The organism is Bradyrhizobium sp. sBnM-33 (genome assembly GCF_032917945.1).
GTDB lineage: Bacteria > Pseudomonadota > Alphaproteobacteria > Rhizobiales > Xanthobacteraceae > Bradyrhizobium.
On sequence record NZ_CP136624.1, the window covers coordinates 481,911 to 506,631 of the forward strand.

19 protein-coding genes are annotated in these 24,721 nt (G+C 63.2%); 8 read left to right on the forward strand and 11 right to left on the reverse strand.

All coding sequences use genetic code 11. From position 1 onward, the window contains the following. The first annotated feature begins 52 nt into the window (after nt 1-52). The 6 genes from RX328_RS02350 to RX328_RS02375 all read left to right on the forward strand — a co-directional run bounded on the left by RX328_RS02350 (nt 53) and on the right by RX328_RS02375 (nt 6,518). Complete coding sequence (locus RX328_RS02350) at nt 53-1,060, forward strand: ABC transporter substrate-binding protein (RefSeq protein WP_213252736.1); 1,008 nt, start codon at nt 53-55, stop codon at nt 1,058-1,060. Nucleotides 1,061-1,065: 5 nt separating this feature from the next. After that, on the forward strand, nt 1,066-1,830 hold the full coding sequence (locus RX328_RS02355; protein WP_213252735.1) for an ABC transporter ATP-binding protein: 765 nt from the start codon (nt 1,066-1,068) through the stop codon (nt 1,828-1,830). A 10-nt stretch (nt 1,831-1,840) separates the two neighbouring features. Beyond that, nucleotides 1,841-2,704, forward strand: a complete 864-nt coding sequence (locus RX328_RS02360; protein WP_213252686.1) for an ABC transporter permease — start codon at nt 1,841-1,843, stop codon at nt 2,702-2,704. After that, nucleotides 2,701-4,437, forward strand: a complete 1,737-nt coding sequence (araD, locus tag RX328_RS02365; protein WP_213252684.1) for an L-arabinonate dehydratase — start codon at nt 2,701-2,703, stop codon at nt 4,435-4,437. Before RX328_RS02360 ends, araD begins: the two co-directional genes overlap by 4 nt. 137 nt (nt 4,438-4,574) lie before the next feature. Then, nucleotides 4,575-5,666 carry an SMP-30/gluconolactonase/LRE family protein gene (locus RX328_RS02370; protein ID WP_213252682.1) on the forward strand — a complete coding sequence of 364 codons (1,092 nt, stop codon included), beginning with the start codon at nt 4,575-4,577 and terminating at the stop codon, nt 5,664-5,666. A gap of 132 nt (nt 5,667-5,798) precedes the next feature. Next, nucleotides 5,799-6,518, forward strand: coding sequence for a ribonuclease activity regulator RraA (locus tag RX328_RS02375; protein WP_213252680.1), 720 nt, complete (start codon nt 5,799-5,801; stop codon nt 6,516-6,518). A 62-nt stretch (nt 6,519-6,580) separates the two neighbouring features. Here the strand turns inward: RX328_RS02375 and RX328_RS02380 are convergent, their stop codons facing one another. The 8 genes from RX328_RS02380 to RX328_RS02415 all read right to left on the reverse strand — a co-directional run bounded on the left by RX328_RS02380 (nt 6,581) and on the right by RX328_RS02415 (nt 18,217). Further along, entirely contained in the window at nt 6,581-8,698 is a 2,118-nt protein-coding gene (locus RX328_RS02380) for a S9 family peptidase (RefSeq protein ID WP_213252679.1), read from the reverse strand. A 165-nt stretch (nt 8,699-8,863) separates the two neighbouring features. After that, nucleotides 8,864-10,573 (reverse strand): ABC transporter permease, encoded by a 1,710-nt coding sequence (locus tag RX328_RS02385; RefSeq protein WP_213252677.1) that lies wholly within the window; start codon nt 10,571-10,573, stop codon nt 8,864-8,866. A gap of 169 nt (nt 10,574-10,742) precedes the next feature. Next, nucleotides 10,743-11,810: an ABC transporter substrate-binding protein gene (locus RX328_RS02390; RefSeq protein ID WP_213252675.1), complete on the reverse strand. Its 1,068-nt coding sequence runs from the start codon at nt 11,808-11,810 to the stop codon at nt 10,743-10,745. A 25-nt stretch (nt 11,811-11,835) separates the two neighbouring features. Beyond that, the gene (locus tag RX328_RS02395) at nt 11,836-12,897 is read right to left on the reverse strand and encodes an ABC transporter ATP-binding protein (protein ID WP_213252673.1); all 1,062 of its coding nucleotides are present in this window, start codon (nt 12,895-12,897) and stop codon (nt 11,836-11,838) included. Nucleotides 12,898-13,199: 302 nt separating this feature from the next. Beyond that, nucleotides 13,200-14,384, reverse strand: a complete 1,185-nt coding sequence (locus tag RX328_RS02400) for a pyridoxal-phosphate-dependent aminotransferase family protein (protein WP_213252671.1) — start codon at nt 14,382-14,384, stop codon at nt 13,200-13,202. Between the two features lie 162 nt (nt 14,385-14,546). Further along, on the reverse strand, nt 14,547-15,317 hold the full coding sequence (locus RX328_RS02405) for an LssY C-terminal domain-containing protein (RefSeq protein ID WP_249726583.1): 771 nt from the start codon (nt 15,315-15,317) through the stop codon (nt 14,547-14,549). A 253-nt stretch (nt 15,318-15,570) separates the two neighbouring features. Next, nucleotides 15,571-16,302 (reverse strand): thermonuclease family protein, encoded by a 732-nt coding sequence (locus RX328_RS02410; protein ID WP_213252667.1) that lies wholly within the window; start codon nt 16,300-16,302, stop codon nt 15,571-15,573. A gap of 187 nt (nt 16,303-16,489) precedes the next feature. Continuing rightward, nucleotides 16,490-18,217 carry a hypothetical protein gene (locus tag RX328_RS02415; protein WP_213252666.1) on the reverse strand — a complete coding sequence of 576 codons (1,728 nt, stop codon included), beginning with the start codon at nt 18,215-18,217 and terminating at the stop codon, nt 16,490-16,492. A 371-nt stretch (nt 18,218-18,588) separates the two neighbouring features. Between RX328_RS02415 and RX328_RS02420 the strand changes: the two genes are divergently transcribed. Beyond that, nucleotides 18,589-19,428 (forward strand): caspase domain-containing protein, encoded by an 840-nt coding sequence (locus tag RX328_RS02420; protein ID WP_213252665.1) that lies wholly within the window; start codon nt 18,589-18,591, stop codon nt 19,426-19,428. Nucleotides 19,429-19,801: 373 nt separating this feature from the next. On the opposite strand, the gene RX328_RS02425 is transcribed toward RX328_RS02420, so the two are convergent. The 3 genes from RX328_RS02425 to RX328_RS02435 form a co-directional block, all read right to left on the reverse strand. Next, nucleotides 19,802-20,704 (reverse strand): efflux RND transporter periplasmic adaptor subunit, encoded by a 903-nt coding sequence (locus RX328_RS02425; RefSeq protein WP_213252664.1) that lies wholly within the window; start codon nt 20,702-20,704, stop codon nt 19,802-19,804. A 71-nt stretch (nt 20,705-20,775) separates the two neighbouring features. After that, nucleotides 20,776-21,648, reverse strand: coding sequence for an alpha/beta fold hydrolase (locus RX328_RS02430; RefSeq protein WP_213252663.1), 873 nt, complete (start codon nt 21,646-21,648; stop codon nt 20,776-20,778). Between the two features lie 206 nt (nt 21,649-21,854). Continuing rightward, nucleotides 21,855-22,745, reverse strand: coding sequence for a class I SAM-dependent methyltransferase (locus RX328_RS02435; RefSeq protein WP_213252662.1), 891 nt, complete (start codon nt 22,743-22,745; stop codon nt 21,855-21,857). Nucleotides 22,746-23,022: 277 nt separating this feature from the next. Between RX328_RS02435 and RX328_RS02440 the strand changes: the two genes are divergently transcribed. Further along, on the forward strand, nt 23,023-24,603 hold the full coding sequence (locus RX328_RS02440) for a winged helix-turn-helix domain-containing tetratricopeptide repeat protein (RefSeq protein WP_213252661.1): 1,581 nt from the start codon (nt 23,023-23,025) through the stop codon (nt 24,601-24,603). Nucleotides 24,604-24,721 lie beyond the last annotated feature (118 nt).

Genomic DNA, 24,721 nt, shown 5'->3' on the forward strand with positions numbered 1-24,721 from the left:
TTCCGTCGCAGCGTCAATGAACCGCCGGAGGAGATGCACAGTGAAAAATAGAATGTGGAGCGCCTGCGCGGGCGCCGTCGCGGCACTTGCCATGGTGCTGCCGGGCTCTCAGGCCGCGGCCCAGCAAAAAACGGAGATTTCGTTGTCGCGGCAGCCGGGCATTTTCTACATGCCTTCGCACATCATGGAAAAACGCAAGCTGATCGAGAAGCACGCAGCTTCCCTCGGCGCGGCAGGCGTCACCACCAAATGGATCAACTTGAGCGGCGGCGGCGCACAGACCGACGTGCTGTTGGCCGGCAGCGTCGATATCCTCAACACCGGGACCGGCAATCTCTTATTGCTGTGGGACCGCACCCGCGGCGGCGTCAAGGGCATCGTCGCCACATCGGCGCAGCCGATGACGCTGATCAGTCGCGATCCGAATATCAAGTCGATCAAGGATTTCGGTCCGAACGACAAGATCGCCGTGCCGACCGTGAAGGTCTCGACGCAGGCGATCGTGCTGCAGATCGCGGCAAGCGAGATCTTCGGCGCCGACCAGTGGTCGAAGCTCGATGCCAGCACGGTGCAACTCGGGCATCCCGACGCCTATGTGGCGATGACCAATGCGCAGCACGAGGTCCGCAATCATTTTGCGATCCCGCCGTTCACCTTCCTCGAACTCAAGAACGTCCCCGGCGCGCATGTGGTGCTGTCGTCGCCGGACGTAATGGGCGGGCCGCTCAGCCAGGCGCAGTTCTTCACCACGACGAAATTCGCCGACGCCAATCCGAAGATCGTGCAGGCCGTGCGCGACGCCACCAAGGAAGCGCAGGATCTGATCCGCAGCGACACCAAGGCCGCGGTCGAGATCTACAAGGAAGTCACGGGTGACAAGACCAGCGTCGAGGATTTGCTGGCGTGGCTGAAGGAGCCCGGCATGATGGAATGGAACCTGCAGCCGCAGGGTACCATGAAGTTCGCCGCCCACCTGTTCAAGGTCGGCACGCTGAAGACCATGCCCAAGGCATGGACAGATTATTACCTGCCGGTCGCGCACGACCTGAAGGGTAATTGATCGACATGGCCGCGCTTCTCGACGTCAGTGACGTAACGCTGCGCTACAAGACCTCGAGCGCGGTCGTGACCGCGACCGAGCGGGTCAGTTTCACGGTCGATCGTTCCGATCGTTTCGTGCTGCTCGGCCCCTCCGGTTGCGGCAAGTCGACCCTGTTGAAAGCCGTCGGCGGCTATATGAAACCGAGCGAAGGCAAGATGCGGATCTCCGGCCGGGAAATATCCGAGCCCGGAGCCGACCGCATGATGATCTTCCAGGAGTTCGACCAGCTTCTGCCGTGGAAAACGGTGCTGGAAAACGTGATGTTTCCGCTGTTGATGACGCGAAAATTACCGCGCAAGGAAGCGGAGACGCGGGCGCGGGCCTATATCGAAAAAGTCAGCCTTACCCGCGTCGTCGATGCCTATCCGCACACGCTATCCGGTGGCATGAAGCAGCGCGTCGCGATCGCGCGCGGCATGGCGATGGAGCCGGACATCCTGCTGATGGACGAGCCGTTCGCAGCCCTCGATGCGTTGACGCGGCGCACCTGCCAGGACGAATTGCTGCAGCTTTGGGCAGAAACCAAATTCACCGTCCTGTTCGTGACGCATTCGATCGCGGAAGCGATCAAGATCGGCAACCGAATCCTGCTGCTGTCGCCGCATCCCGGCCGGGTCAAGGCCGAGGTCGTTGATGTCGACCGGGTTTCCAGCGAGGACGGCAGTGCTGCCCGGCTGGAGAAGCAGATCCACGATCTGCTGTTCGCCGATCATGCAACGGCACATTAAGGGGAGCGCGATGGGCGAGGCAAAAATCCTGCTGCGCGATGCCGCCGAACTGACGGCGGCGATACCGGCCGAGGTCGAGCGCAAGCTGACGGTGCTGGAGCTGTTGTGGAACGACGGTTTTGTCCGCAAGGCCGTGATCATCGTCTTCCTCGCGGGCGTCTGGGAAATCTACGGCACCATCCTCAATAATCCGCTGTTGTTTCCGACCTTCCACGACACCATCGTCACTATGTTCGACAAGGTGCGCGACGGCACCATTCCCATGCGTGCCTGGGCGTCGCTGAAGGTGCTGTTCATGGGCTATGCCGCCGGCATTGCGCTCGCCGCCATCTTCACGATCCTCGCGATCTCGACCCGGATCGGCACGGATTTCCTCGAAACCATCACGGCGATGTTCAATCCGCTGCCGGCGATCGCGCTGCTGCCGCTGGCGCTCATCTGGTTTGGCCTTGGTAACGGCAGCCTCGTGTTCGTGCTGATCCATTCGGTGCTGTGGCCGGTCGCGCTCAATACCCACTCGGGCTTCAAGAGCGTGTCGAACACGTTGCGCATGGTCGGCCGCAATTACGGCCTACGCGGATTGCCCTACGTGTTCCGCATCCTGATTCCCGCAGCCTTCGCCTCGATCCTGACGGGCCTGAAGATCGGTTGGGCGTTTGCCTGGCGTACGCTGATCGCGGCCGAACTCGTGTTCGGCGTGTCGTCGGGGCAGGGCGGCCTCGGCTGGTTCATTTTCGAGAACCGTAACCTTCTGGATATCCCGGCCGTGTTCGCCGGCCTGTTGACCGTGATCGTCATTGGCCTGATCGTGGAGAACCTGATCTTTCGCACGATCGAGCGCAACACCGTCCAGAAATGGGGTACGCAGTCATGAGCAACAAGAAGAACCCCGCGGATCTCCGGAGCGCGCGCTGGTTCGCGCCTGATGATCTCCGCGCCTTCGGCCACCGCTCGCGCGCCATGCAGATGGGCTACGCGCCGGAGGAATGGAAGGGTCGGCCTGTCATCGCGATCCTCAACACCTGGTCAGATGCGCAGCCCTGCCACATGCACTTCAAGAGCCGTGTCGACGACGTCAAGCGCGGCATCCTGATGGCGGGCGGTTTCCCGATGGAGCTGCCGGCGCTGTCGCTGTCGGAATCGTTTCTGAAGCCGACCACCATGCTCTACCGCAACATGCTGGCGATGGATGCCGAGGAATTGCTGCGCGGCCATCCCGTCGATGGTGTCGTGCTGATGGGCGGCTGCGACAAGACCACGCCGGGGCTTTTGCTCGGCGCTACCAGCATGAACCTGCCGACCATCTATCTGCCGGCCGGGCCGATGCTGCGCGGCAACTGGAAGGGCAGGACTCTGGGCTCCGGCTCGGACGCCTGGAAATACTGGGACGAACGGCGTGCCGGCAAAATTTCCGACAAGGACTGGGTCGACGTCGAGGCCGGCATCGCCCGCAGCTACGGCACCTGCATGACCATGGGCACGGCGTCCACCATGACGGCTATTGCGGAATCGATCGGCATGACGCTGCCGGGCGCGTCCTCGATTCCCGCCGCCGACGCCGGCCACATCCGTATGGCCTCGGAATGCGGCCGCCGCATCGTGGAAATGGTGTGGGAGGACCTGACGCCGGAGAAGATCCAGACCCGAAAAGCTTTCGAGAACGCGATTACGGTCGCAATGGCGATGGGCTGCTCGACCAATGCAATCATCCATCTGATCGCGCAGGCGCGCCGTGCGGGCCAGGATATCGGGCTCGACGATTTCGAGAAGGCCAGTCGCAAGGTGCCCGTGATAGCCAATGTGCGCCCGAGCGGCGACAAATATCTGATGGAAGATTTCTTTTATGCCGGTGGCTTGCCGGGCCTGATGAGCCGCATCAAGCAGCATCTGCATCTCGACGCCATGACAGTCACCGGCCAGACGCTCGGCGAGAATATCGCGCGGGCCGAAGTCTACAATGACGACGTTATCCGCACCGTCGAGAATCCGATCTACAAGGAGGGCGCGCTTGCGGTGCTCAAGGGCAATCTCGCGCCTGATGGCTGCGTGATCAAGCCGAGCGCCTGTGAGCCGCGCTTCCTCAAGCACACCGGGCCCGCTTTGGTATTCGACGATTATCCTTCGATGAAGAAAGCGATCGACGATCCCGATCTCGACGTCACGGCCGATCACGTGCTGATCCTGCGCAATGCCGGCCCGCAGGGCGGGCCGGGCATGCCGGAATGGGGCATGCTGCCGATCCCGACGAAACTGGTGAAGCAGGGCGTCCGCGACATGGTGCGACTGTCGGATGCGCGCATGAGCGGCACCAGTTACGGCGCCTGCATCCTGCATGTCTCGCCGGAATCCTATATCGGTGGCCCGCTGGCGCTGGTGCGCAACGGCGACAAGGTCACGCTCGACGTCAACGCGCGCACCATCAATCTCGATGTACCGGAGGCGGAGCTCGCAAAGCGCCGCGCCGAATGGAAGGCGCCGGAGCCGCGTTACGAGCGCGGCTATGGCTGGATGTTTACCCGCCACATCAAACAGGCCAATGAGGGCTGCGATTTTGATTTTCTGGAGACCGGGTTTGGGGCCCCGGTCAGCGAGCCGCCGATTTATTAGCTCTGCGTCATTGCGAGCGAAGCGAAGCAATCCATCTCACGGCACAAAGAAAGAATGGATTGCTTCGTCGCTTCGCTCCTCGCAATGACTGTCTATGAACCGACAGCAAACAAAAGCATTACAGGGGAGGACGACCAATGACCATCACTCGACGCAACGTGCTCGCAGGAGCCGGCGCCGCGGCTGCTTCGACACTGCTCGCCCGCACCGCTGGTGCACAATCCTTCCCGTTCGCGCCGAACCAGCGCTATCCCGATCCTGCCGTGCAGATCCTCGATCCGAGTTTTGCAAAGTACCGGATCTACTCCTCGACCGTCGAACAGGTCGCAACCGGCATGCGATGGGCCGAAGGGCCGGCCTATTTCCCCGAAGGCGGCTATCTCCTGTTTTCCGACATCCCGAACAACCGCATCATGAAGTTCGACGAGAAGACCAACCAGACCTCGGTCTTCCGTGCCAATGCCAATTACGCCAACGGCAACGCGCGCGATCGTCAGGGTCGCCTCGTCACCTGCGAGCATTCGGTCACCCGCCGCGTCACCCGTACTGAGAAGGACGGCAAGATCACCGTGCTGGCCGACAAATTCGAGGGCAAGCGGCTGAACGCGCCGAACGACATCGTGGTGAAATCCGACGACACCATCTGGTTCACCGATCCCTTGTTCGGCATCAACGGCGAGTGGGAAGGCAAGAAGGAAAAGCCCGAGCAGGCCACTACCAACGTCTATCGCCTGACCAAGGACGGCAAGCTGACCGCCGTTATCACCGACATCTTCAATCCCAACGGGTTGGCGTTCTCGCCGGACGAGAAGAAGCTTTACGTCGTGGAATGGAAGGGCACGCCGAATCGCAGCATCTGGAGTTTTGACGTCAACGATGATGGCACGGTGGGCAACAAGACCAAGCTGATCGACGCCGCGGACCAGGGCGCGCTCGACGGTTTCCGTGTCGACCGCGACGGCAATCTGTGGTGCGGCTGGGGCTCGAACGGCGCGCTGCAGTCGGAGCCAACGGAGGTCGGCGGCCGCAGGGTCTATCAGCTCAAGGGCAAGCCGGAAGATCTCGACGGCGTGATGGTGTTCAGCCCCGCCGGCAAGCCGCTCGCCCACATCCGCCTGCCCGAGCGCTGCGCCAATCTCACCTTCGGCGGCCCGAAGAACAACCGCCTCTACATGACGAGCTGCCACTCGGTGTATGCGCTGTATGTGGAAGCGCACGGGGCGGTTTGATGGATACTGTCGTTCCGGGGCGCGCGAAGCGCGAACTATGGTGCGCAATTGCGCACCTGAGAACCTCGAGATTCCGGATTCGCTCGCTGACGCGAGCGCTCCGGAATGACGAAAGAGGAAAGTGAGAACGCAATGACAAAACTGAGCGACGCCACTCGCAACAAACTCAAAACCGTCTCCACGGCGACCGTCGCCACCGCGCTGTTCAAGCGCGGCTTTCGCATCCAGATGATCCAGGATGTGCACCCCTTAGGCCCCGATCAACCGGTATTGGTCGGCGAGGCCTTTACGCTGCGCTACATGCCGGCGCGCGAGGACCTCAACAAGATCGATGTGTTCCGCGATCGCAGCCACCCGCAGCGCAAGGCGATCGAGGATTGCCCTGTTGGCGCGGTGCTGGTGATGGATAGCCGCAAGGACGCGCGCGCCGCGTCCGCCGGCGCCATTCTGGTGACGCGGCTGATGCAGCGCGGCTGCGCCGGTGTCATCACCGACGGCGGCTTTCGCGATTCCGCCGAGATCGCCAAGCTCGGCTTCCCTGCCTACCATCACCGCCCGAGCGCGCCGACCAATCTGACGCTGCATCAGGCGATCGAGATCAACGTGCCGATCGGTTGCGGCGATGCGCCGGTATTTCCCGGCGACGTCATCCTCGGTGATGCCGACGGCGTGATCGTGATCCCCGCGCATCTGGCCGACGAGATCGCGGACGAGGCGGTCGAGATGACCGCGTTCGAGGATTTCGTCACCGAGCAGGTCGGCAAGGGCCGCGGCATCTTCGGGCTTTATCCGGCCACCGATCCGCAGACGTTGACGGATTTCGCGGAGTGGCGGAAGAAGAACGGGCGGTGATCTCGTGCCCCGGACGCAGCGCAGCAGCGTTGCACGCTGCACCGCGTCCGGGACAAGAGTGTCTATACCTCGCCCTTTTCCGTCAGCCCCACCGCCCACAGAGCAAACGCATAGGCGATCGCGACTTCATCGAGCCGGTTGAAGCGGCCCGACGCGCCGCCGTGGCCGGCGCCCATGTTGGTGCGCAGTAGCACCGGCCCGCCACCGGTCATGGTCGCGCGCAACCGCGCGATCCATTTCGCCGGCTCCCAATAGGTAACGCGTGGGTCGGTCAGGCCGCCCATCGCGAGCACAGCGGGATATTCCTTCGCCGCGATATTGTCGTAGGGCGAGTACGACAAAATGGTCTGGAAATCCTTTTCGCTTTCGATCGGGTTGCCCCATTCCGGCCATTCCGGCGGCGTCAGCGGCAGCGTGTCGTCGAGCATGGTGTTGAGTACGTCGACGAACGGCACTTCGGCGACGATGCCGGCGAACAGTTCGCCGGCGCGGTTGGCAACTGCGCCCATCAGCATGCCGCCGGCGCTGCCGCCATGGCCGACGATACGCTTGGCGCTGGTGTATTTTGCTTCGATCAGCGCGCGGCCCGCGGCGGCGAAATCGTCGAATGAATTCGTCTTCTTCTCGCGCTTGCCGTCGAGATACCAGCCCCAGCCTTTGTCCGCGCCGCCGCGGATATGCGCGATCGCATAGACAAAGCCGCGATCGACCAGCGACAGCCGGTTGGTTGAGAACGAGGCTGGCATTGCCATGCCGTAGGAGCCGTAGCCGTAGAGCAACAGCGGTGCGCTGCCGTCGCGAACGAGATCCTTACGGTGCAGGATCGAGACCGGCACTAGCGCGCCGTCATGCGACGTGGCCATGATCCGCGTGGTGACATAGTCGGCCGGGTCGTGCCCGGACGGAATTTCCTGCCGCTTGCGCAACACCCGCGCCCTCGTCGCCATGTCGTAGTCATAGACTTCCGACGGCGTCGTCATCGACGAATAGGAGAACCGCAGATTGGTGGTCTCGAATTCGTAGCTGCCCATGGTATCGAGCGAATACGCCGCCTCGTCAAAGGCGATGGCATGTTCCCCGCCGTTACCGAGATCGCGGATAATGATCGCCGGCAGCGCATTGGCGCGCTCCAGCCGCACCATGTGGCCGGCATAGAGTTCGACATCGAGCACATAGATGCCGGCGCGGTGCGGGATCAAATCGCGCCAGTTGGCGCGTTCGGGCGACGCGAGCGGCGCGGTGACGACCTTGAAGTCGATCGCATCATCCGCATTGGTGAGAATGAACAATTCATCGCCGCGGTCGGCGATTGAATACTGCACGCCTTCTTCGCGTGCCGCCACCAGCCGCGGCGGCGCTTCGGGATTGGCAAGATCGATCAGCCGCTGTTCCGATGTCTCATGATCGCCGCCGGCGATCACGCAGAAGCGCCCCGAAGAGCTCTCGTGCAGATGGGTGAACCAGCCGGAATCCTTTTCCTCGTAAACCAGCGTGTCGTCGGCCTGCTTGGTGCCAAGCTTATGCCGCCACACCTGCATCGGTCGGTGATTGTCGTCGAGTTTTACATAGAAGAAACTTTGACAATCCTTGCTCCAGACGATGCCGCCGTCGGTCTCCTCGACGAGGTCGTCGCGGTCGGTACCCGTCTCCCAGTCGCGCACGCGGATCGAAAAATATTCCGAGCCCTTGGTGTCGGCACTCCATGCGTGCAATTTATGATCCGGCGAATGCCGCGCGCCGCCGAACTTGAAATACTCGTAGTTCCTGGCGAGGGCGTCGCCATCGAGCACGATTTTGACATCGCCGCCGTCGCGCGGCGTGCGGCCGAACATTTCATGCTGCCCGCCTTCGCGGAACTTTCGCAAATAGGCGAACGGGCCGTCCGGCGACGGCACACTGGAATCGTCCTCCTTGATCCGTCCGCGCATTTCCGCGACCAGCTTCTTCTGCAAGGGCGCGGTGTGGCCAAGCAGGCTCTCGGTGTAATCGTTCTCGGCTTCTAGATAGTTGCGGATGTCCGGATCCAGGATCGAGGGGTCGCGCAGCACTTCCTGCCATTTCGGATCTTTCAGCCACGCGTAATCGTCGGTCACCGTGATGCCGTGCCTGGTGAAGGTGTGCGGCCGGCGCGGCGCGGTCGGTGGCGAGAGGGCAGGTTTCTTGGCGGCGGCTTGGGTCACGCGGTCCTCGTATAGCTCCAGGATAGAGCCTCTATATCGTGGTGAATGCGGTGGATTACCAGATGCGAGAGCGTCATTGCGAGCGAAGCGAAGCAATCCATCTGCCCGCAAAACAGATATGGATTGCTTCGTCGCTGCGCTCCTCGCAATGACGGGCAGATAAATCTAACCATTCCGCAACCTCGCGGCGGCGCCGCCGCCGAACATCGGGATCCGGTTGACCGCGAGCACCACCGTAAACGTGATCACCAGCATCGCAATGCCGAGCACCGAGATCGCAGCGAGGTCGCCGCTTTCGTTGAGGTCGTAAATCAAAACCGACAGCACCTTGGTCTGCGAGGTGAACAGCACGATCGCGGCGGATAACTCCCGCATCACGCCGATGAAGATGAAGCACCAGGTCGCGATTACGCCGGTGCGTAACAAGGGCGCGGTGATCTGGCGCAGTGATTGCAGCCGCGTCGCGCCGAGAATGCGGCTGGCGTCCTCCAATTCGGGATGAATGGTCGCAAACGCCGCCTGCAATTGCTGATAGGCCGATGGCAAATTGATGGTGAGGAACGCCAGCAGCAGAATCCACAGCGTGCCGTAGAGCACGAACGGCGGTCGCGTATAGCTCAAGAAAAGTCCGACGCCGAGCACGATGCCGGGCACGGCAACCGGGGCGGTCGCGAGAAAGCCGAGCATGCGATGGCTTGCGATCACGCGGCGCGTCGTGACATAGGCGACCACGAGCGCGAGGATCGTGCCGATCGTCGCCGTCGATGCGCCCAGGATCACCGTGTTCTTCAGGGCAAGCTGGGTCGACGATAATTCGGTGAACACAAACACGACGTTATGCAGCGTCGCCGTCGATGGCGTCACTAGCGTGGTCGCGTTCGGCGAGAACGCCGCATTGAGCAGCGCGAAGTAGGGCAGGAACACCGGGTTGAGCAGCACGAGGAGGCAGAACGCCAGCGCCGCCCAGCGCCATAACCCCATTTCGATCGGCCGCGGCGGGCCGTATTTGCCGCCGAGCACGGAGTAGCCGCGGCGGCCGAGCAAAAATTTCTGGCCCTGCAGCAGCAGGATCGTCAGCACCAGCAGCGGCACGGCGGCGGCTGCCGCGAGTTCGAGCTTTGGCGGATACTGGAACAGGCTCCAGATCTTCGTCGTCATGGTGTGGAAGCCGGCCGGCAGCGCCAGGATTGCCGGCGACCCGAACAGCGTCATCGCCTGCAGGAACGCGATCAGCGCGCCGGCGACCAGCGCCGGCAGCGCGAGCGGAATCGTGACACGTCGCGCCGTGGTCCAGGCCTTGCCGCCGAGAATGGCGGAAGCGTCCTCCAGTTCGCCCGGCATGTTGTCGAGCGCATTGGCGACCAGCACGAACACAAATGGAAACGTGTAGCAGGAGATCACGAAGATCAGCCCGGTCAGCGAATAGATGTCGAACAAGGGATCTTCGGCGCCGGTGAGATGACGATAGAGCTGGTTCAGCATGCCGCTGTTGGGCGCCGCCAGCAGTTCCCAGGCAACAGCACCGAGAAACGGCGGCGTTACGAAGGAAGCCGTCACCAGCGCGCGGATGAGCTGACGCCCCGGCATGTCCGTGCGCGACACCAGCCAGCCGATCGGCGCGGCGACCAGGCAGCAGATCACCGCAGATGTCGTGGCAATGATTGCGGTCGTCAGCAATGGATCGAGGAAAGCGGGGTCGGTGAACAGCGTGACGAAATTCTGCAGCGTCGGATGCCGCGCCTTGTCCGTGAATGCGAAAACCATGAGCCACGACAGCGGCAGCACGATCAGCACGATCATGAAAGCGGCAAACAGCCAGAGGATGGGGCGGGTGAGGTCGAGGCGGGTTTTTGGGTTGTCGGTGGTGGTGGTCATGCGATTCACGAGCCAAATGTTTCCCTCATCCCGAGGAGCGGCGGAGCCGCGTCTCGAAGGATGAATGGCACGATATTGGCCTCATGGTTCGAGACGGCGCGGAGCCTGTCATCGGGCCGCGCTTCGCGCGGACCCGTTGGCGCCTCCTCACCATGAGGGGAGAGAAAGTTCAAACCCTGAACAGCCGCGCATAGCGCGTTTTGATTTCTTCCGTCATCTTCTCCACCCCCTCGGCATCCTCCTTCATCAGCTTGATGTCGGAAATCTTCCGCTGTCCCGGCTTCGACTGCACCTGCGCGTGAACCGAATATTGCGCGCTGAAATCGACAAAGAATTGCTGCGTCTCGCGCGTATGCAGCCAGGCCTGAAACAGCTTCGCGGCATTGGGATGCTGCGCGGTCCTGAAGATGCCGGTCGGTCCCGAAATCGTCGGCGTGCCCTCGGTCGGGTACACCGGCTCGACCGGCTGGCCGGCTTCCTTCAACAGCACGATGCCGTATTCGTTGCCATCGGCCATCACGGCGCGCTCGCCGAGCGAGAGTTTCTTCGGCGGATCGGTCGACGATTGCACCTGCATCACGCGCTGTTTTGCAAGCTTTTCCATGTATTCCCAGCCGAGTTCGCGCACCATTTGGAACGTCGCGGTCATGATGGTGCCGCTATAGGCCGGGTGGGCCTTGACCATCTTGCCCGCCCATTTGACGTCGAGCAGGTCGGCAAAGCTCTTCGGGGCGTCCTCCGGTTTGACGAGATTGGTGTTGTAGGCGATCGACGACAGCCACATCCGCGAGATCGCGAACATGCCGTCGGGGTCGCGACAGTTTTCTGGAAAATATTTTGCGACGTCCTCGGGCACGAACGGCATCAGCCAACCGTTCTTCTTCCAACTGATGAAGTGCGAGGCGTCGGAGGAGTTGACGATGTCGGCGGCGCGAATATTGCTCGCAAATTCCTGGTTGATGCGCTGAAACAGTCGCTCCGAGCCGGAGCGCTCGATCTGGATGGTTACGCCCGGAAAGACCGCCTCGAACGCTTTGCCGAGCTTTTCGCCGACCGGTAGGTCCATCGACGAATAAAAGATCAGTCTGCCTTCCTTCTTCGCCGCCTCCACCAATGCCGGCGTGATCGCGACCGGCTCCGGCGCCTGGGCGCGGACAGCGGAGGCGAATACCGTACCAACCGCCAACGCCGCCGAGCCTTGCAGGACGTGGCGTCTTGAAAGCTTTCGTCCCCTCATCGCGTCCTCCCGTCTCGTTTCTTGCTTATCGGCTCAGCGCGCGGCAGCGCTCGGGCGGCAGCGTCAGCCAGACCTCGCTGCCCTTTTGCACGTTGGTGTCGGTCGGCGTGGTGGCGCGCAAACTGCTGCCGTCGGCCACCTCGACCATGTAGTCTCTGTTGGCACCGAGATAGACCTGCCGCGTGACAACTGCCTTGATCGCATTCTCTGGTGAACCCGGCGCCTGCGTCGAAAGCCCGATATCGTGCTGACGGATCGCGACAACGGCGTCCTGGCCTGCCGTGAGCGGCGCGCCGACCACCTTCAGCGTCGCGCCCGCGAAGGCAAGATGGTTGCCGTCGCGCGCGGTGCCCTTGATGACATTGCTGGCGCCGATGAAGCGGGCGACGAATTCGGACTCCGGCCGTGCGTAGATGTCTTCGGGCGTGCCGAGCTGGTCGATCTTGCCGCCGTTCATGACCGCGATCAGGTCGGCCGTGGTCATGGCCTCGGACTGGTCGTGGGTGACGTAGACCGTGGTGTAGCGATATTCGTCGTGCAGGCGGCGGATTTCAAACCGCATCTCCTCGCGCAAATTCGCATCAAGATTTGAGAGTGGCTCGTCGAGCAATAGCGTCTCCGGCTCGACGATCAGCGCGCGCGCCAGTGCCACGCGCTGCTGCTGGCCGCCGGAGAGCTCGCCGGGATAGCGCTGCGCCAGCGCCTCGAGTTTTGTGGTGGCGAGGATCGCTGCGAGCTTCTTCGCAATGGTGTCACGGTCGAGTTTGCGCAGGCGCAGGCCGTAGACAATGTTCTCCGTCACCGTCATGTGCGGCCACAGCGCGTAGCTCTGAAAAATCATCGACATGTTGCGCTGCTCGGGCGGCAGCGTGCGGGCGCGCGACGATACCAGCCGCTCGCCGACATGGATTTCGCCGTCGGAAGGCTCCAGAAAGCCCGCGATCAGCCGCAGCGTGGTGGTCTTGCCGCAGCCCGACGGCCCCAGCAGGCAGACCAGTTGTCCGTGATCGATTTTCAGGGAGACGTTATCGACCACCGCAAGCGAGCCAAATCGCTTGGTCAGGCCGCGCAAATCAACGGACGCCAATCGCTTCACTCCCACTCTTGTTCTTGCACGGATCAGCGCCCGGCTTGGTATGCCAAGTATACGTACAAAAACGGGGTGGGAAAGGGAGTGGATTGGGAAACGATGTCGTCCGCCTCATGCGCAATCGCGCACGGGCGCAGGATTTCACATTGTGAGAGACGTCGCGTGCCGCCTTCACGGGCTGCGGTGTGTCGGTCCCGTAGGATGGGTGGAGCGGAAGCGATACCCATCAGCCGCGACCAGTGGTCTGTAATGATCGGTTTCGGCTTCGCTCTACCCATCCTACAAGAGATGCAGGGGGCTTACGCCCCCACGTTCTCTCCGAGATACTCGATTGCGGCTTCGGTTCCGCCCTTGCCGTGGGGAACGTTCAGTGCGTTGAGGCCGACCTCGACGACGCCGAGCGTGCCCAAAATCATCGGCGCATTGACATGGCCCATATGGGCGATGCGAAAAGCCTGGCCGGACAAATCGCCGATGCCGGTCCCGAGCACCACGCCGCATTTCTCCTTGCAGTAGCGCTGCAGCGCGGCCGGATCGTGGCCGTTCATCGTCACCGTCGTCACCGTATTGGAGCGCTCATTGGCTTCCGCGATGTTGAAGCCGATCACCTGACCCTCGCTCCAGACCGCGACCGCGCGACGCACCGCTTCGGCAAGCAGGCGATGGCGCTGGAATGCGTTTTCCAGTCCTTCGTCCTGTAGCATGTCGATTGCCTTGCGCAGCGCGAAGAGCAGATGCACGGGCGCGGTGCCGGCATATTTGCGGTAATGCTCGCTACCCTCGCGCTCGGTCCAGTCCCAATAGGGCGTACGCAGGTTCGCCTTTTTATGCACCTCGCGGGCGCGGTCGTTGGCGGCGACAAAACCTAAGCCCGGCGGCGTCATCAGGCCCTTCTGCGAGCCGGACATCGCGACATCGATACCCCACGCGTCCATCTCGAACGGCATGCAGCCGAGCGAAGCCACGGTATCGACCATGAACAGCGCCGGATGCCCCGTCGATCTGATCGCCTTGCCGATCGCTTCGATGTCGTTATAGGCGCCGGACGCTGTGTCGACCTGCACGGCGACGATTGCCTTGATGGTATGGTCCTTGTCCTGCCGCAGCCGCGCCTCGACCTCGCTCGCGCGGATCGCGCGGCGCCAGTCGCCCCTGAGCACCTCGACATCGGCGCCCATCGCAGCCGCCGCCTGCCCCCAGCCGATCGCAAAGCGTCCGCTTTCCAGCACCAGCAGCTTGTCGCCACGTGACAACACATTGGAAAGCGTCGCCTCCCACGCGCCATGGCCGTTGGCGATGTAGATGTAGGATTTGCCTTTGGTGGCGAACAGCTTTGAGAGATCGGCGAGCAGGCTGTCGGTCAATTCCAGCATCTGGTCGGAATAGATGTCGAGTGCCGGGCGATGCATCGCCTGCAGCACTTCGTCGGGCATGGTGGTAGGTCCGGGGATGGCCAGAAATTCCCGGCCCGCGCGAACGGTCATTTGTTGGTTTTCCTTATGGGTAATCCGCGAAGTCGAAGCGTTGGAGATCCGGGTGACACAATATTGGATCGCAGCCGTCATTGCGAGCACACCGAAGCAATCCAGAGCCGCAAAAAGAGTTGATTGCTCTCATTGCTCCGCGCCAGACCATGATGGCGCAGCCTATTTCCCTACCGCATTGGCGATCGCGCGCCAGATCTGGTCCTTCAATTCGGTCGCCGGCGGGCTCGGAATCGTCACCGCAGGTCCCTCGCGCTTCCGGCATGCCTCGACCAGCCGCAGCACCCAGATTTCGCCGTCGGTGTAATAGGCGTCGCCGCCGCCGTTCCGCCCTGCGATCGTCGGCCCGATGCCGGTGACCTGGTATTTCGCTTCCACCATGCCGGCATTTTCCAGATCGGCCGCAAGCAGCGCGCGCTCGGCGTCAAGATCGGGACTGATGTGGTGCGTGACCGCGGCGGTGTATCGGCTGACGCCGACGCCGCGATCTTGCGTCGCCGCGCCCAGCCAGACCGAGCGCTTTTCCTCGCCGCTTTCCAGCACCTTCCAGTAGCGCACATGGTTGCGGCGGTCGGCGCTGCTGCCGATCGGCTTTTCATAGGCGAGATCCTCGCGGCGACCGAGATAATACAGATTGCTCACCGGCGCGTCCTTGTACGGCCTGTCGAGCAGCACGCTGCCGATGATCTCGATCGAGGATTTCAGCGTGATCCGGTCGGCCGGATACCAGCCCGCAGCATGCATGGCGCAGACCACGTCGCGCTGGTCTCCGATCAACCCGACATTCATGGGATCGCCGGGAATGCCCTGCGCGGTGCGCGTCACCATCGGCATGCTGGTCAGCCCGCGCTGATGCTCGTAATGCGTCCAGAAGCCCGGCAGCACCAGATAGGCGAGCAGGCCATAGCCGCCGAGGACGACGAGCGTGAGCATCGCCGCCCGCCGCATTCTGCCGCGCCGGTGCCGCCGCAATGGTTTTTCAGTTGGCTGATCTGGCACGCCGTTACGCTCGTGGGGGTCGGGAAGTGTTGCCGGACTTCTCCCTCTCCCCGTTCTTCATCACGGGGAGAGGGTTGGGGTGAGGGGCCTCTCTCCGCATATGAGATCGCCGAAATACCTGTACCCCCTCACCCGGATTGCTTCGCAATCCGACCTCTCCCCGCAAGCGGGGCGAGGTAACAGCAGTCTACCGCCGTGTCTCGCGACAACCGGCGGCTTCGGCCTCCTCGACCGAGCAGAACCAGCGCGTGCCCTTTGATATCTTCATCTCGATCTTCGCATACCAGCGGCTCGTTGGCTGGTGATAGATGCACTCGCCGGACCGATTGACATTGCCCTTGATGGTGCAGTCGGGCGAAGGCGCCACCGGTCCGGATGCCGAGGCCAAGAGGACCGCCCGGGCATTCTCCGGCGGCTGGACTGCGCCGAGAACGGTGGTCTTCTTGTTGCGGATGCGCCAGTCCCACGGCGCGATGAACGCGCCCTGCCACATCCCGGCCTTGGCCTCGCGCGCGGCCTTCTCGTCCGCCTCGTAGTCGCGCGAGAGGCGCGTCAGCGCCAACGCCCAGCCGTTCGATACCAGCCATTTCTGGATGTCCTCACCGTCGGCTTCGCAGCGCGCCACCGTGCGGCCGCGGCGATCCGCAACAGCGCGGGTGTGACAGGTCCAGCTCTTGCCGCCGAAACGCTTGATCAGCTCGTCGCGCGCGGCGACGCCGCAGGTCCAGCGCTCAGCCCTCGTGTTGAGGCAGAGCTGATCGACGGCAGGCGCGGCAATGCCGCCGAGGCGAATGCGGGTGTTGCCTATCTGGAGCTGATCGCCCTCGCGGATTTTTGGAACGCCGGTGATCTCGGCCGCGTGTGAGATGGCGGGCAGTGACGACAGCAGGAACGCGGAAAGCAACATCCGTAATTTCATCGGCAATCCCGGTGGCGAAATAATGCGGATTGTGCGGACGATGGCGCCATCTTGCCAGAGCGGGGGTGTCGCACAGCTTTCAATTTCCCGTCATTGCAAACCCGTAGCCCGGATGGAGCGAAGCGCAATCCGGGGAAACTGTATCCGCGTGTGACACCGCCCCGGATTTCGCTTCGCTCCATCCGGGCTACGTTCTTTGCATCGCCCTCCGCGCCAATGCCAGGCCCATCAACACGAACGCCGACGTCACTTCCGGCCCGCCGACGAGAATCCGCGTCGGCGTCTTCATCTTGTTCCACTCGTACGCCCGGTATGGCCCGTGCCTGCCGCCTTCGCCGAGACTTGCGACGAGGACGTGCAGCGCCGGCGCGAATGTCGAAACGTCTGCGCCGAGATGCGCCAGCGCCATCAGCGCCAGCGCGGCGTCGAACGGGTTCATCTCGCGCGCGATCAATTCACCCTCGACATAGGCGAGCACCCGCTCCCGGATCAACGCGAACGTGCCGTCCGGATCGATCGCCTGCCGCGCGGCCTCGGGCAATGCCATGAACACAGCATGGCAGCGGCCGAAATAGGCGGAGTAGAGCTCCGGCAGGTAATAGATGTGCGAGCGCGGACTTTTGAACGCGCCGCTTTCCGCCAGCCGCCGCTGGAAGCCGATGATGCGATGCACCGTCTCCAGACGCTGCGGCGTCTCCAGAATCTTCCAGCGCGAAAGATTACGGAAACTGACTTCGAGAATATCGAGGTTGAGCGTTGGGTCGAGATCGTTGCCGTAGGGGCGGTCGCCATTGAGATTGTCGATCCAGGTGACGACGCCGCCCTCGTAGTCGATATTGTCGTTGAGCGGCACAGTGACGCGGGGCTCGTTGGCGCCCTCGCGCACCTGGTAGCCGCGATAGAAGTCGAGCAGCGGCTGGTCGAGGATCGGATCGGTGCAGCCGGCTTGTGTGGCGGCCGAGAACGAGCACGCCGTGGTGTCGCAGTCCGGCACGTAGATGCCGAAACCCAAATCCTGCTTGATCTGCGAGAAGAATTTTGAAAAGCGCGGATGCGGCAACGGTGCCAAGGCCGTGATCACGTTCACGGTGGTGCCGTCATGCGAGGGCACTTCCTCGGCTGAGGTCTTCAGGCAGAAATCCACCATCTCGGCAATCGCCCGCCGCGACGCTGCGGCCTCATCGGCGGAAGCCAGCCCGGTCTCGACGTAGCTGAGCAGCGCCTCGGTGAAGAAGGCGTCGTAATAGGCCGAGCGGTGGCGGATCTGCATCGGCTCCCACATCGGCTCGGCAATCCCGGTCCAGGGTGGGTTGATCAGCGCACGCGCCGGCGAATGCGCGATGAAGATGCGCGCCAGGCTGAACAGAAGCGTCGAGTTCTTGTAGCCGCGCGAGTTCAGCCCGGTCAGCGCCATCAGCATTTCGCGCCCGCCCATGTCGGCATCGCCGATCAGGTTGAAGGCGGCATAGGTAGGGATGAAGCCGTTTTTGGCGAACGAGCCGAGCAGATGCGCGCCGCAGCGGCGGATCACCCGGTCGATCTCGCTTCGATCGGGTGGGCGGCCCAGTGCCGCCACCGGCCCGGGGGCGGGGTGGCGGACATTAATATCGGCCATCAGCTCGGCGATCGGGGCGCCGACGGCGGCCCAGTCCGGCTCGACATCGTCGCGCGCCCTTCGCAGCGCCTCCTGCAAGGCGCCAAGCCGCTTCTGGTCGCGCAAGGCCGGGTGGCCGGTCCGCCGCAGCAGCGGCCGCAGCGCCGGGTTGCCTAGCGCGGTGCGGTAGAACTTGCCGAGATGGGGGTCGCCGCCGCGGTATTTCAGCAGCACGGGGTCGCAGACATCGTAGAGCGACGGGCCGTCTTTCCGCGCGGTCAGCGCCCGAAATGCGGCGCCGGCGATGGTAGAAAAGCCCATGCAGTTTCTTTCCGCCGGAACGGTGAAGGGAGGGCCGCGTTGAGCATGGCAAATAGCTCAAACGGCCACCGCCGGCCGGATCGGGCCCGCAAGCCCTTGAAAACTATACAAATCAGCAAAAATTACAAATGTGATGCAGATCACTTAACTGGCGTTAACGCCCCGCCATAGTCGCCGGCAATTGGTTCCATGCGTGGATTCAGGTTGTTCAGGAGGGCCCGACAGGCTAAAAGACCGTTGTTGCGGTGCCGCAAATTGAGCGCAATTAGACGGCACACACCCGGCAACCCCATCAAACCTGAATGGTCCTGACGCGACTAACTGGCGCGATCTTGCTTGGCGCTTTGGACAAACTTGGGAATGGAAACGCGATGAACCTTGGTCAGCTCTGCATTTCCCGCCGCACCGTTACCATTGCGGTGGCGTTTGTCGGCTTGGTGTCGCTGGCGATCGGCGCCCATGCCGCGCTGAACAAGCGTTCGCTCGACGCCGCCAAGGCGATCGGCACCGAGCAGACCGGCTCGATCGGTACGTCAGCCAACCGCGTCGCGCTGGTGATCGGCAACGGCCATTATCCGGATGCGGCAGCGCCATTGTCCCAGCCCATCAACGACGCCCGCGGCCTCACCGCCGCGCTGCGCGCCAAGGGTTTTGACGTCGACGTGGTTGAAGACGCCACCAAGGACGACATGGCGCGCGCCGTCGCCCGCCTGAAAGACAAGATCAAGCCGGACACGGTCGCGATGCTGTTCTTCGGCGGCTACGGCGTCCAGGTCGGCCGCGAGAGCTTTATGATTCCGGTCGACGCCGCGATCTGGAGGGAAGCCGACGTCCGTCGCGACGGCGTCTCGATCGAGCAGGTGTTGGATACGATGACCGAGAAGGGCGCCAAGGCCAAGCTTGTCGTCGTCGATGCCTCCCGCCGCAATCCCTATGAGCGCCGCTTCCGCTCCTATTCGCATGGGCTGGCCCCGATCTCCACGCCGGAGAACGCGCTGATCCTGACCTCCGCCACACCGGGCAAGGTCGCCGACGACGGCAAGGGCCAGTACAGCGTGCTGGTCACCGAGCTGCTCAACAATCTGGATTCGCAATCCGGCGCCGCAACCGCCTTCAACAAGACCCGCATCTCCATCTCCCGCGCCTCCGACGGCGAGCAGGTGCCGCAGGTGTCGTCGTCCTTGCTGGAAGACGTCCGCCTCGGCGGGTAGGGCGAATTCTCCATCCCCGTCGCCCCTGCGAAACGCAGGAAAGCGCCGCCGCACCGGCGCTGCTCCCCCTCTCCCGCTTGCGGGGGAGGGCCGGGGTGGGAGTGTCTCCGCATCGGTGCTGGTTCTACTTTGCGGTGATCACGTGACTCGCAGCGCGCATCCATCGCCGCTTGCTCGCTGCGCCTGCGGGAGAGGCATAGGCCGCCTTCGCTGGCCATCCTAAGGTACGCCAAAGCGTAGATGCGATCCCGGGTGAGGGGCTCTCCGCGCACTCACATCGGTCTGAATTCGCGGAGGCACCCCCACCCCAACCCTCCCCCGCAAGCGAGAGAGGGAGTGCACCGCCGTCGCGGCGCCATCAAACTTGATCCGCCTACTTCGCGTCCGCGCTCGCCGTCACCGCCCGCACCGGATCGCCCTCGCGCAGCAGCGCGCCGGCCCGCGCCACCACGATGTCGCCTTCCTGCAGGCCGGAGGTGATCTCGACCTGGCCGGCCGACATCAGCCCGGTTTCCACCCGCCGCGTTTCGACGCGGGCGCGCCGCACCACCTGCACCACGGTGCCGGCGGAGCCATAGAGGATCGCGGTCAGCGGCACCGCGACGCCGCAGCTCTGCCCCGTCCTGATCTGCGCGCGGCCACTTGAATTGACGAGCAGCCGCCGGTTGGTGGTGACGCCGACGAACACCTGCGCGAGCTGGCTGTTCGGCTCCACCGTGGTCGACAGCCGCCGCACCCGTCCGTCGACCTCGCCGGCGCCGATCACCTTGATCCGCGCGGTCTGGTTCACTTGCAGTTTGGCGATATCTCGCGTCGGCACCATGCCGACCAGATCGAATTCGCCGCGCGCGATGATCGAGAACAGCGCCTCACCCTTGGCCGACGCCATCGCGCCGACGGATGCCGTCGTGGCCGAGATCACGCCCGCCACCGGCGCCTGCACCGTGATCTGCCCGCCTTCCGGCAAAGTCAGCCGCGCCAGCACCTGCCCCGCGGTGACGCTGTCGCCCGCATCCACCATCACCTCGGCCACCTTCAGCCCCATCCGCTCGGGCCGCACCTGCGTCTCCTCGCGCGCAATGATGGTGCCGGAAACTTCGACGATGTTAGCGAAACAGGATTTCGCGGCCTTGAGCACGGTGACCGCGGCGCCTTTGGGCGCGGCAGGGTCAGGGTCGTCGGCGGCGAGGGTGGGCAAGGTGGAAAGGCAGATCAAGCCTGCGGCAATCAGGGAGGCCAGCGTCAGTGAAAGGCCGCGCGCGCGGAAGATGGTCATCTGCATTTCGTTCCCGGTTTCGGCCTTAACCGATACCAGAAGGCCGGCGGGAGAGCCAAGCGCCAAGAATGTCACCCCTCCGCCCGGCTGGCGGCCTCCGCCGGCGCCGTTTCGAGCGCCAGCGGAACGCCGGCCAGTTCGTCCGCGCGGGCGATATGCCTCGCGATCGCGGGATTGACTGATGACGCGTGCGTCAGCGGGAGCATATGGCCGGCGGCCGGCAAATGCCGGATCTCGGCGCAGTCCATGATCGCGCCGAGCCGCTGCACGATGCGTTGGGTGAGGTAGGGCGACAGCCCTCCCGAAAACAGCAGCGTCGGGACGCGAAGCGAGGCCGCCGCGGTGGCGACATTCGCTTCGGCGAACGCCGCCGTGAAATCGAACGCAAGCTTGTCGGCGTGCTCGATCATGCGCAGGCGCGCGCCGGCCGGCAGCGGATCCTGCGGACCGGAGCCGTTCCAGAATTCGATGAACATGTCGATCGCTTCCAGCGCCGATCCATTCCAGAGATCCTCGGAAACGTCACGGGCGACCTGCGCGAAACGCGCGTGCAGCCGCCGGTCCGCGTCGCTCTCGTACAGCAGTGTCGGCAGCACCGGCTCGATCAGCGTCAGGCTGCGCAGGCGATGCGCGAACGGGGAGCAGGTCGCGATCTTGAACGCAATCGCGCCGCCGTAGGAATGACCGACGAGATGGATGGGGCCGTCCGCGTCGTGGAGCTGGCCGCTCAGGCATCGAATTTCCTCCGCGAGGGTCAGCGGCAGATCCGCTGTGCAGCAGCTATTGGTGCCGTAGCCCGCGATGTCAGGGGCGAAGAACGGATGCTCGCGCCCGAATTCATCGGCGAGCGTCGTCCATTGGCGGCCTGAGCCCAGCGAGCAATGCAGCGCCACGACGCAAGCCTTTTCGCGATATGCGCGCGAGATTTCAATCACATTGGTCATCGAAATAATCCTGATTTTGTGTGGGGGCGCCACCAGCGGAGCCACGCCAATGGCTCCGCTGAGATATTGTTGGAGGAGCATGATCCGAAAAAGTGGACACCGGTTTTCCCTCGCGACAAACGAGGAACGCGTTTGCGCGGAGATCATGCTCAAATCAAAGAGTCAGAGCGGGATGACGGTTCGAAGAAGCGTCATCACGCTCGGCTTCACTGCTTGGTGATGATGACTTCGAGATATTCGCTGGGCACTACCATCGTGCCGTCGCCGGAGCGGTTCATGCGAACGATCAGGGCATGCAGGTCGTTATGCAGCTCTTCCTGTTTCGCCGGCTCGAGGGCTGCGAACGCTTTCAGCACCGGGCCGTAATACGTCTTGAACACGTCGAGGAAGTGCGCCGGCGAGCGATAGCGAAACTTGAACAGGCGCGATTCCGCTCTGATCGAGCCCTCGTGAGCGTCGAACATTTCGGTCAGTCGCGCGCGCGTTCCCCACAGTGCCGGCGATTTGGCCCCAGCGGGCGGCGGCAGATATTTGCCGAGCGTCCTGAAGACCTGTCCGATAAAACCGTCCGGCGTCCAGTTCGCCAGGCCGATCCGGCCCTTGGGCTTGCAGACCCGCATCAGCTCGGCGGCCGCGCGGTCCTGGTTCGGCGTGAACATGACGCCGAAGGTGGAGAGCACCGTGTCAAAACTATTATCATCGAACGGCAGGTTTTCCGCGTCGGCTTCCCTGAATTCGATTGGCATGCCTTCCGCCGCGGCGCGCGCCTGGCCGCGTTCCAGCAACGCCGGCACGTAGTCGGTCGAGGTGACGTCGCACCACCGCCGTGCCGCGGCGAGGCTCGCCATGCCATTGCCGGCGGCGACGTCGAGCACCTTTGAGCCGGCCTTGAGATCAAGCGCCTCGCAGAGCTCTTCGCCGACGATTTGCAGCGTCGCGCCGACAATGGCGTAATTGCCTGATGACCATGCGGCCTGTTGACGCGCCTTGAGGGCTGCAAGATCGGGGGCGGGTGGGGCGGAATTGGCTTGGGCAGATTCGGCTTGGGCAGATTCGGCTTGAGTCTGGGTCGCTGCAGTCGCTGTCTGTCCGGCCATCGGGGCTCCTTTTGGGATCATGCGGCCACGGAAGGGGGCCGCGATGAACCGAACATGGCTCTGTCAGGACTTAAAGACTGTGATGCGGGACTGATTTTGCCTTGAGGCCACCCTGATTTTTCAGTGAGATTTCTAAATCTGTGAGATTTCACACACTTTCCCGCCGGAAAGTTCGGTCTACCTCAGACCGCATGCGGGACGAAGTGACGGGACGAAGTGACCGGAAATTACCTGCCGGTCTGAGGTGGACTTATGATGATTTAACCGGGATGAAGCCGTGCAATTTCATTTTTCCAACCATGTGCTTGACGTCGACCTTCGCGAGCTGACCCGCGGCGGCGAGAGCGTGCCAGTCGAACCGCAGGTGTTCGATCTCTTGGTTCACCTGATCGAAAATCGCGACCACGTCGTCACCAAGGACGATCTGATCGAGAAGGTGTGGGACGGGCGCATCGTCTCCGAATCCACGCTGACGAGCCGGATTAACGCCGCGCGCAGGGCGGTCGGCGACAGCGGCAAGGATCAAATCATGATCCGCACGCTCGCTCGAAAAGGTTTTCGCTTCGTCGGCGACGTGCAGCCGAAAGCCGCGAACGGCCGCGAAGCGCGTGCCGGTGCGCCCCAGCCGCTCGATCTCACCGGCGAACCGCTGCACTCGCGGCTCCCGGCGCTCGATCGCACCGCAATTGCAGTGCTGCCGTTTGCCAATCTCTCTGGCGAGCCGGGGCAGGAATATTTTTCCGAAGGCATCAGCGAGGACATCATCACCGCGCTGTCGAAGCTGCGCTGGTTCTATGTGATCGCGCGGAATTCCTCGTTCAGCTACCGGGGAAAATCCGTCCATCACCAACAGATCGGCGAGGAGCTCGGCGTCGGCTATGTCGTCGAAGGCAGCGTGCGCAAGGACGGCGACCATGTGCGCATCACAGCCCAGCTCGTCGACGTGGCGAGCGGCAGTCACCTCTGGGCGGAGCGCTACGACCGCAATCTCGCTGACGTGTTCGCCGTGCAGGACGAAATCACGCAAGCCGTCGTCGCGGCGATCGAGCCGCAACTCTACGCTGCCGAGGATTTCCGGGCCCGGCGCAAGACGCCTGACAACATGGATGCATGGGATCTGGTGATGCGGGCGCTATCGCATTACTGGCGCGTGACGCGACAGGACAATCTGGTCGCGCAGGCGCTCTTGGAAAAGGCGATCAGTGTCGATCCCGGTTACGGCCAGGCGCTCAGCCTGCTGGCTGCCTGCCATACGTTCGGCGCCCATATGGGCTGGCAGGAAATGTCCATGGCCGTACCAACAGCGGAGCGCGCGGCGCTGGCGGCGATCCGTGCCGACAGCGAGGACGCGTGGGCGCATTATGCGCTGGCCAGCGTCTATCTGTTCAACCGGCGCTTCGATGATTGCATCGCCGAATTCGAGCTGGCGCTGCGGCTCAATCCGAATTTTTCGCCCGCGCGTGGCATCTATGGTGTTGCGCTGTCCTATCGCGGGCGCTGGGAAGACGGCGATCGCGCGGCGCGCGAGGCGCTGAAACTCTCACCTCGCGATCCCTTTGCCGCGATCTATTGCGGCGTCGCCGCCTATTGCCAGTATGTCGGCAAGAATTACGCAGAGGCGATCCGCCTGTCGCGCGAAGCGCTGCGGCAGCGCGCCGACTTCGTCGGCGCCCACCGCGTGCTGACGGCCTCCCTCGGCATGGCCGGCGACTCTGACGCCGCCAAAACCGCCCTCGAGGGTCTCCGCCGCACCCAGCCCAACATCTCGCTCGCCTGGCTGGCCAGCGGACTCCCCTTCGAGCACGAGGCGGACAAGGCGCATTACCTGGAAGGGTTTCAGCGCGCGGGCTTGCGATAATTGAGATCTGCAATAGCTCCGCGGCGATATCTCAAGAGAGTCTGGACGACAAATCACAGCCGTCTGAAAGTCTTGTCCGACTGTCACAGGCATGTTGACGCTGCCTCGCTGCCGCGGG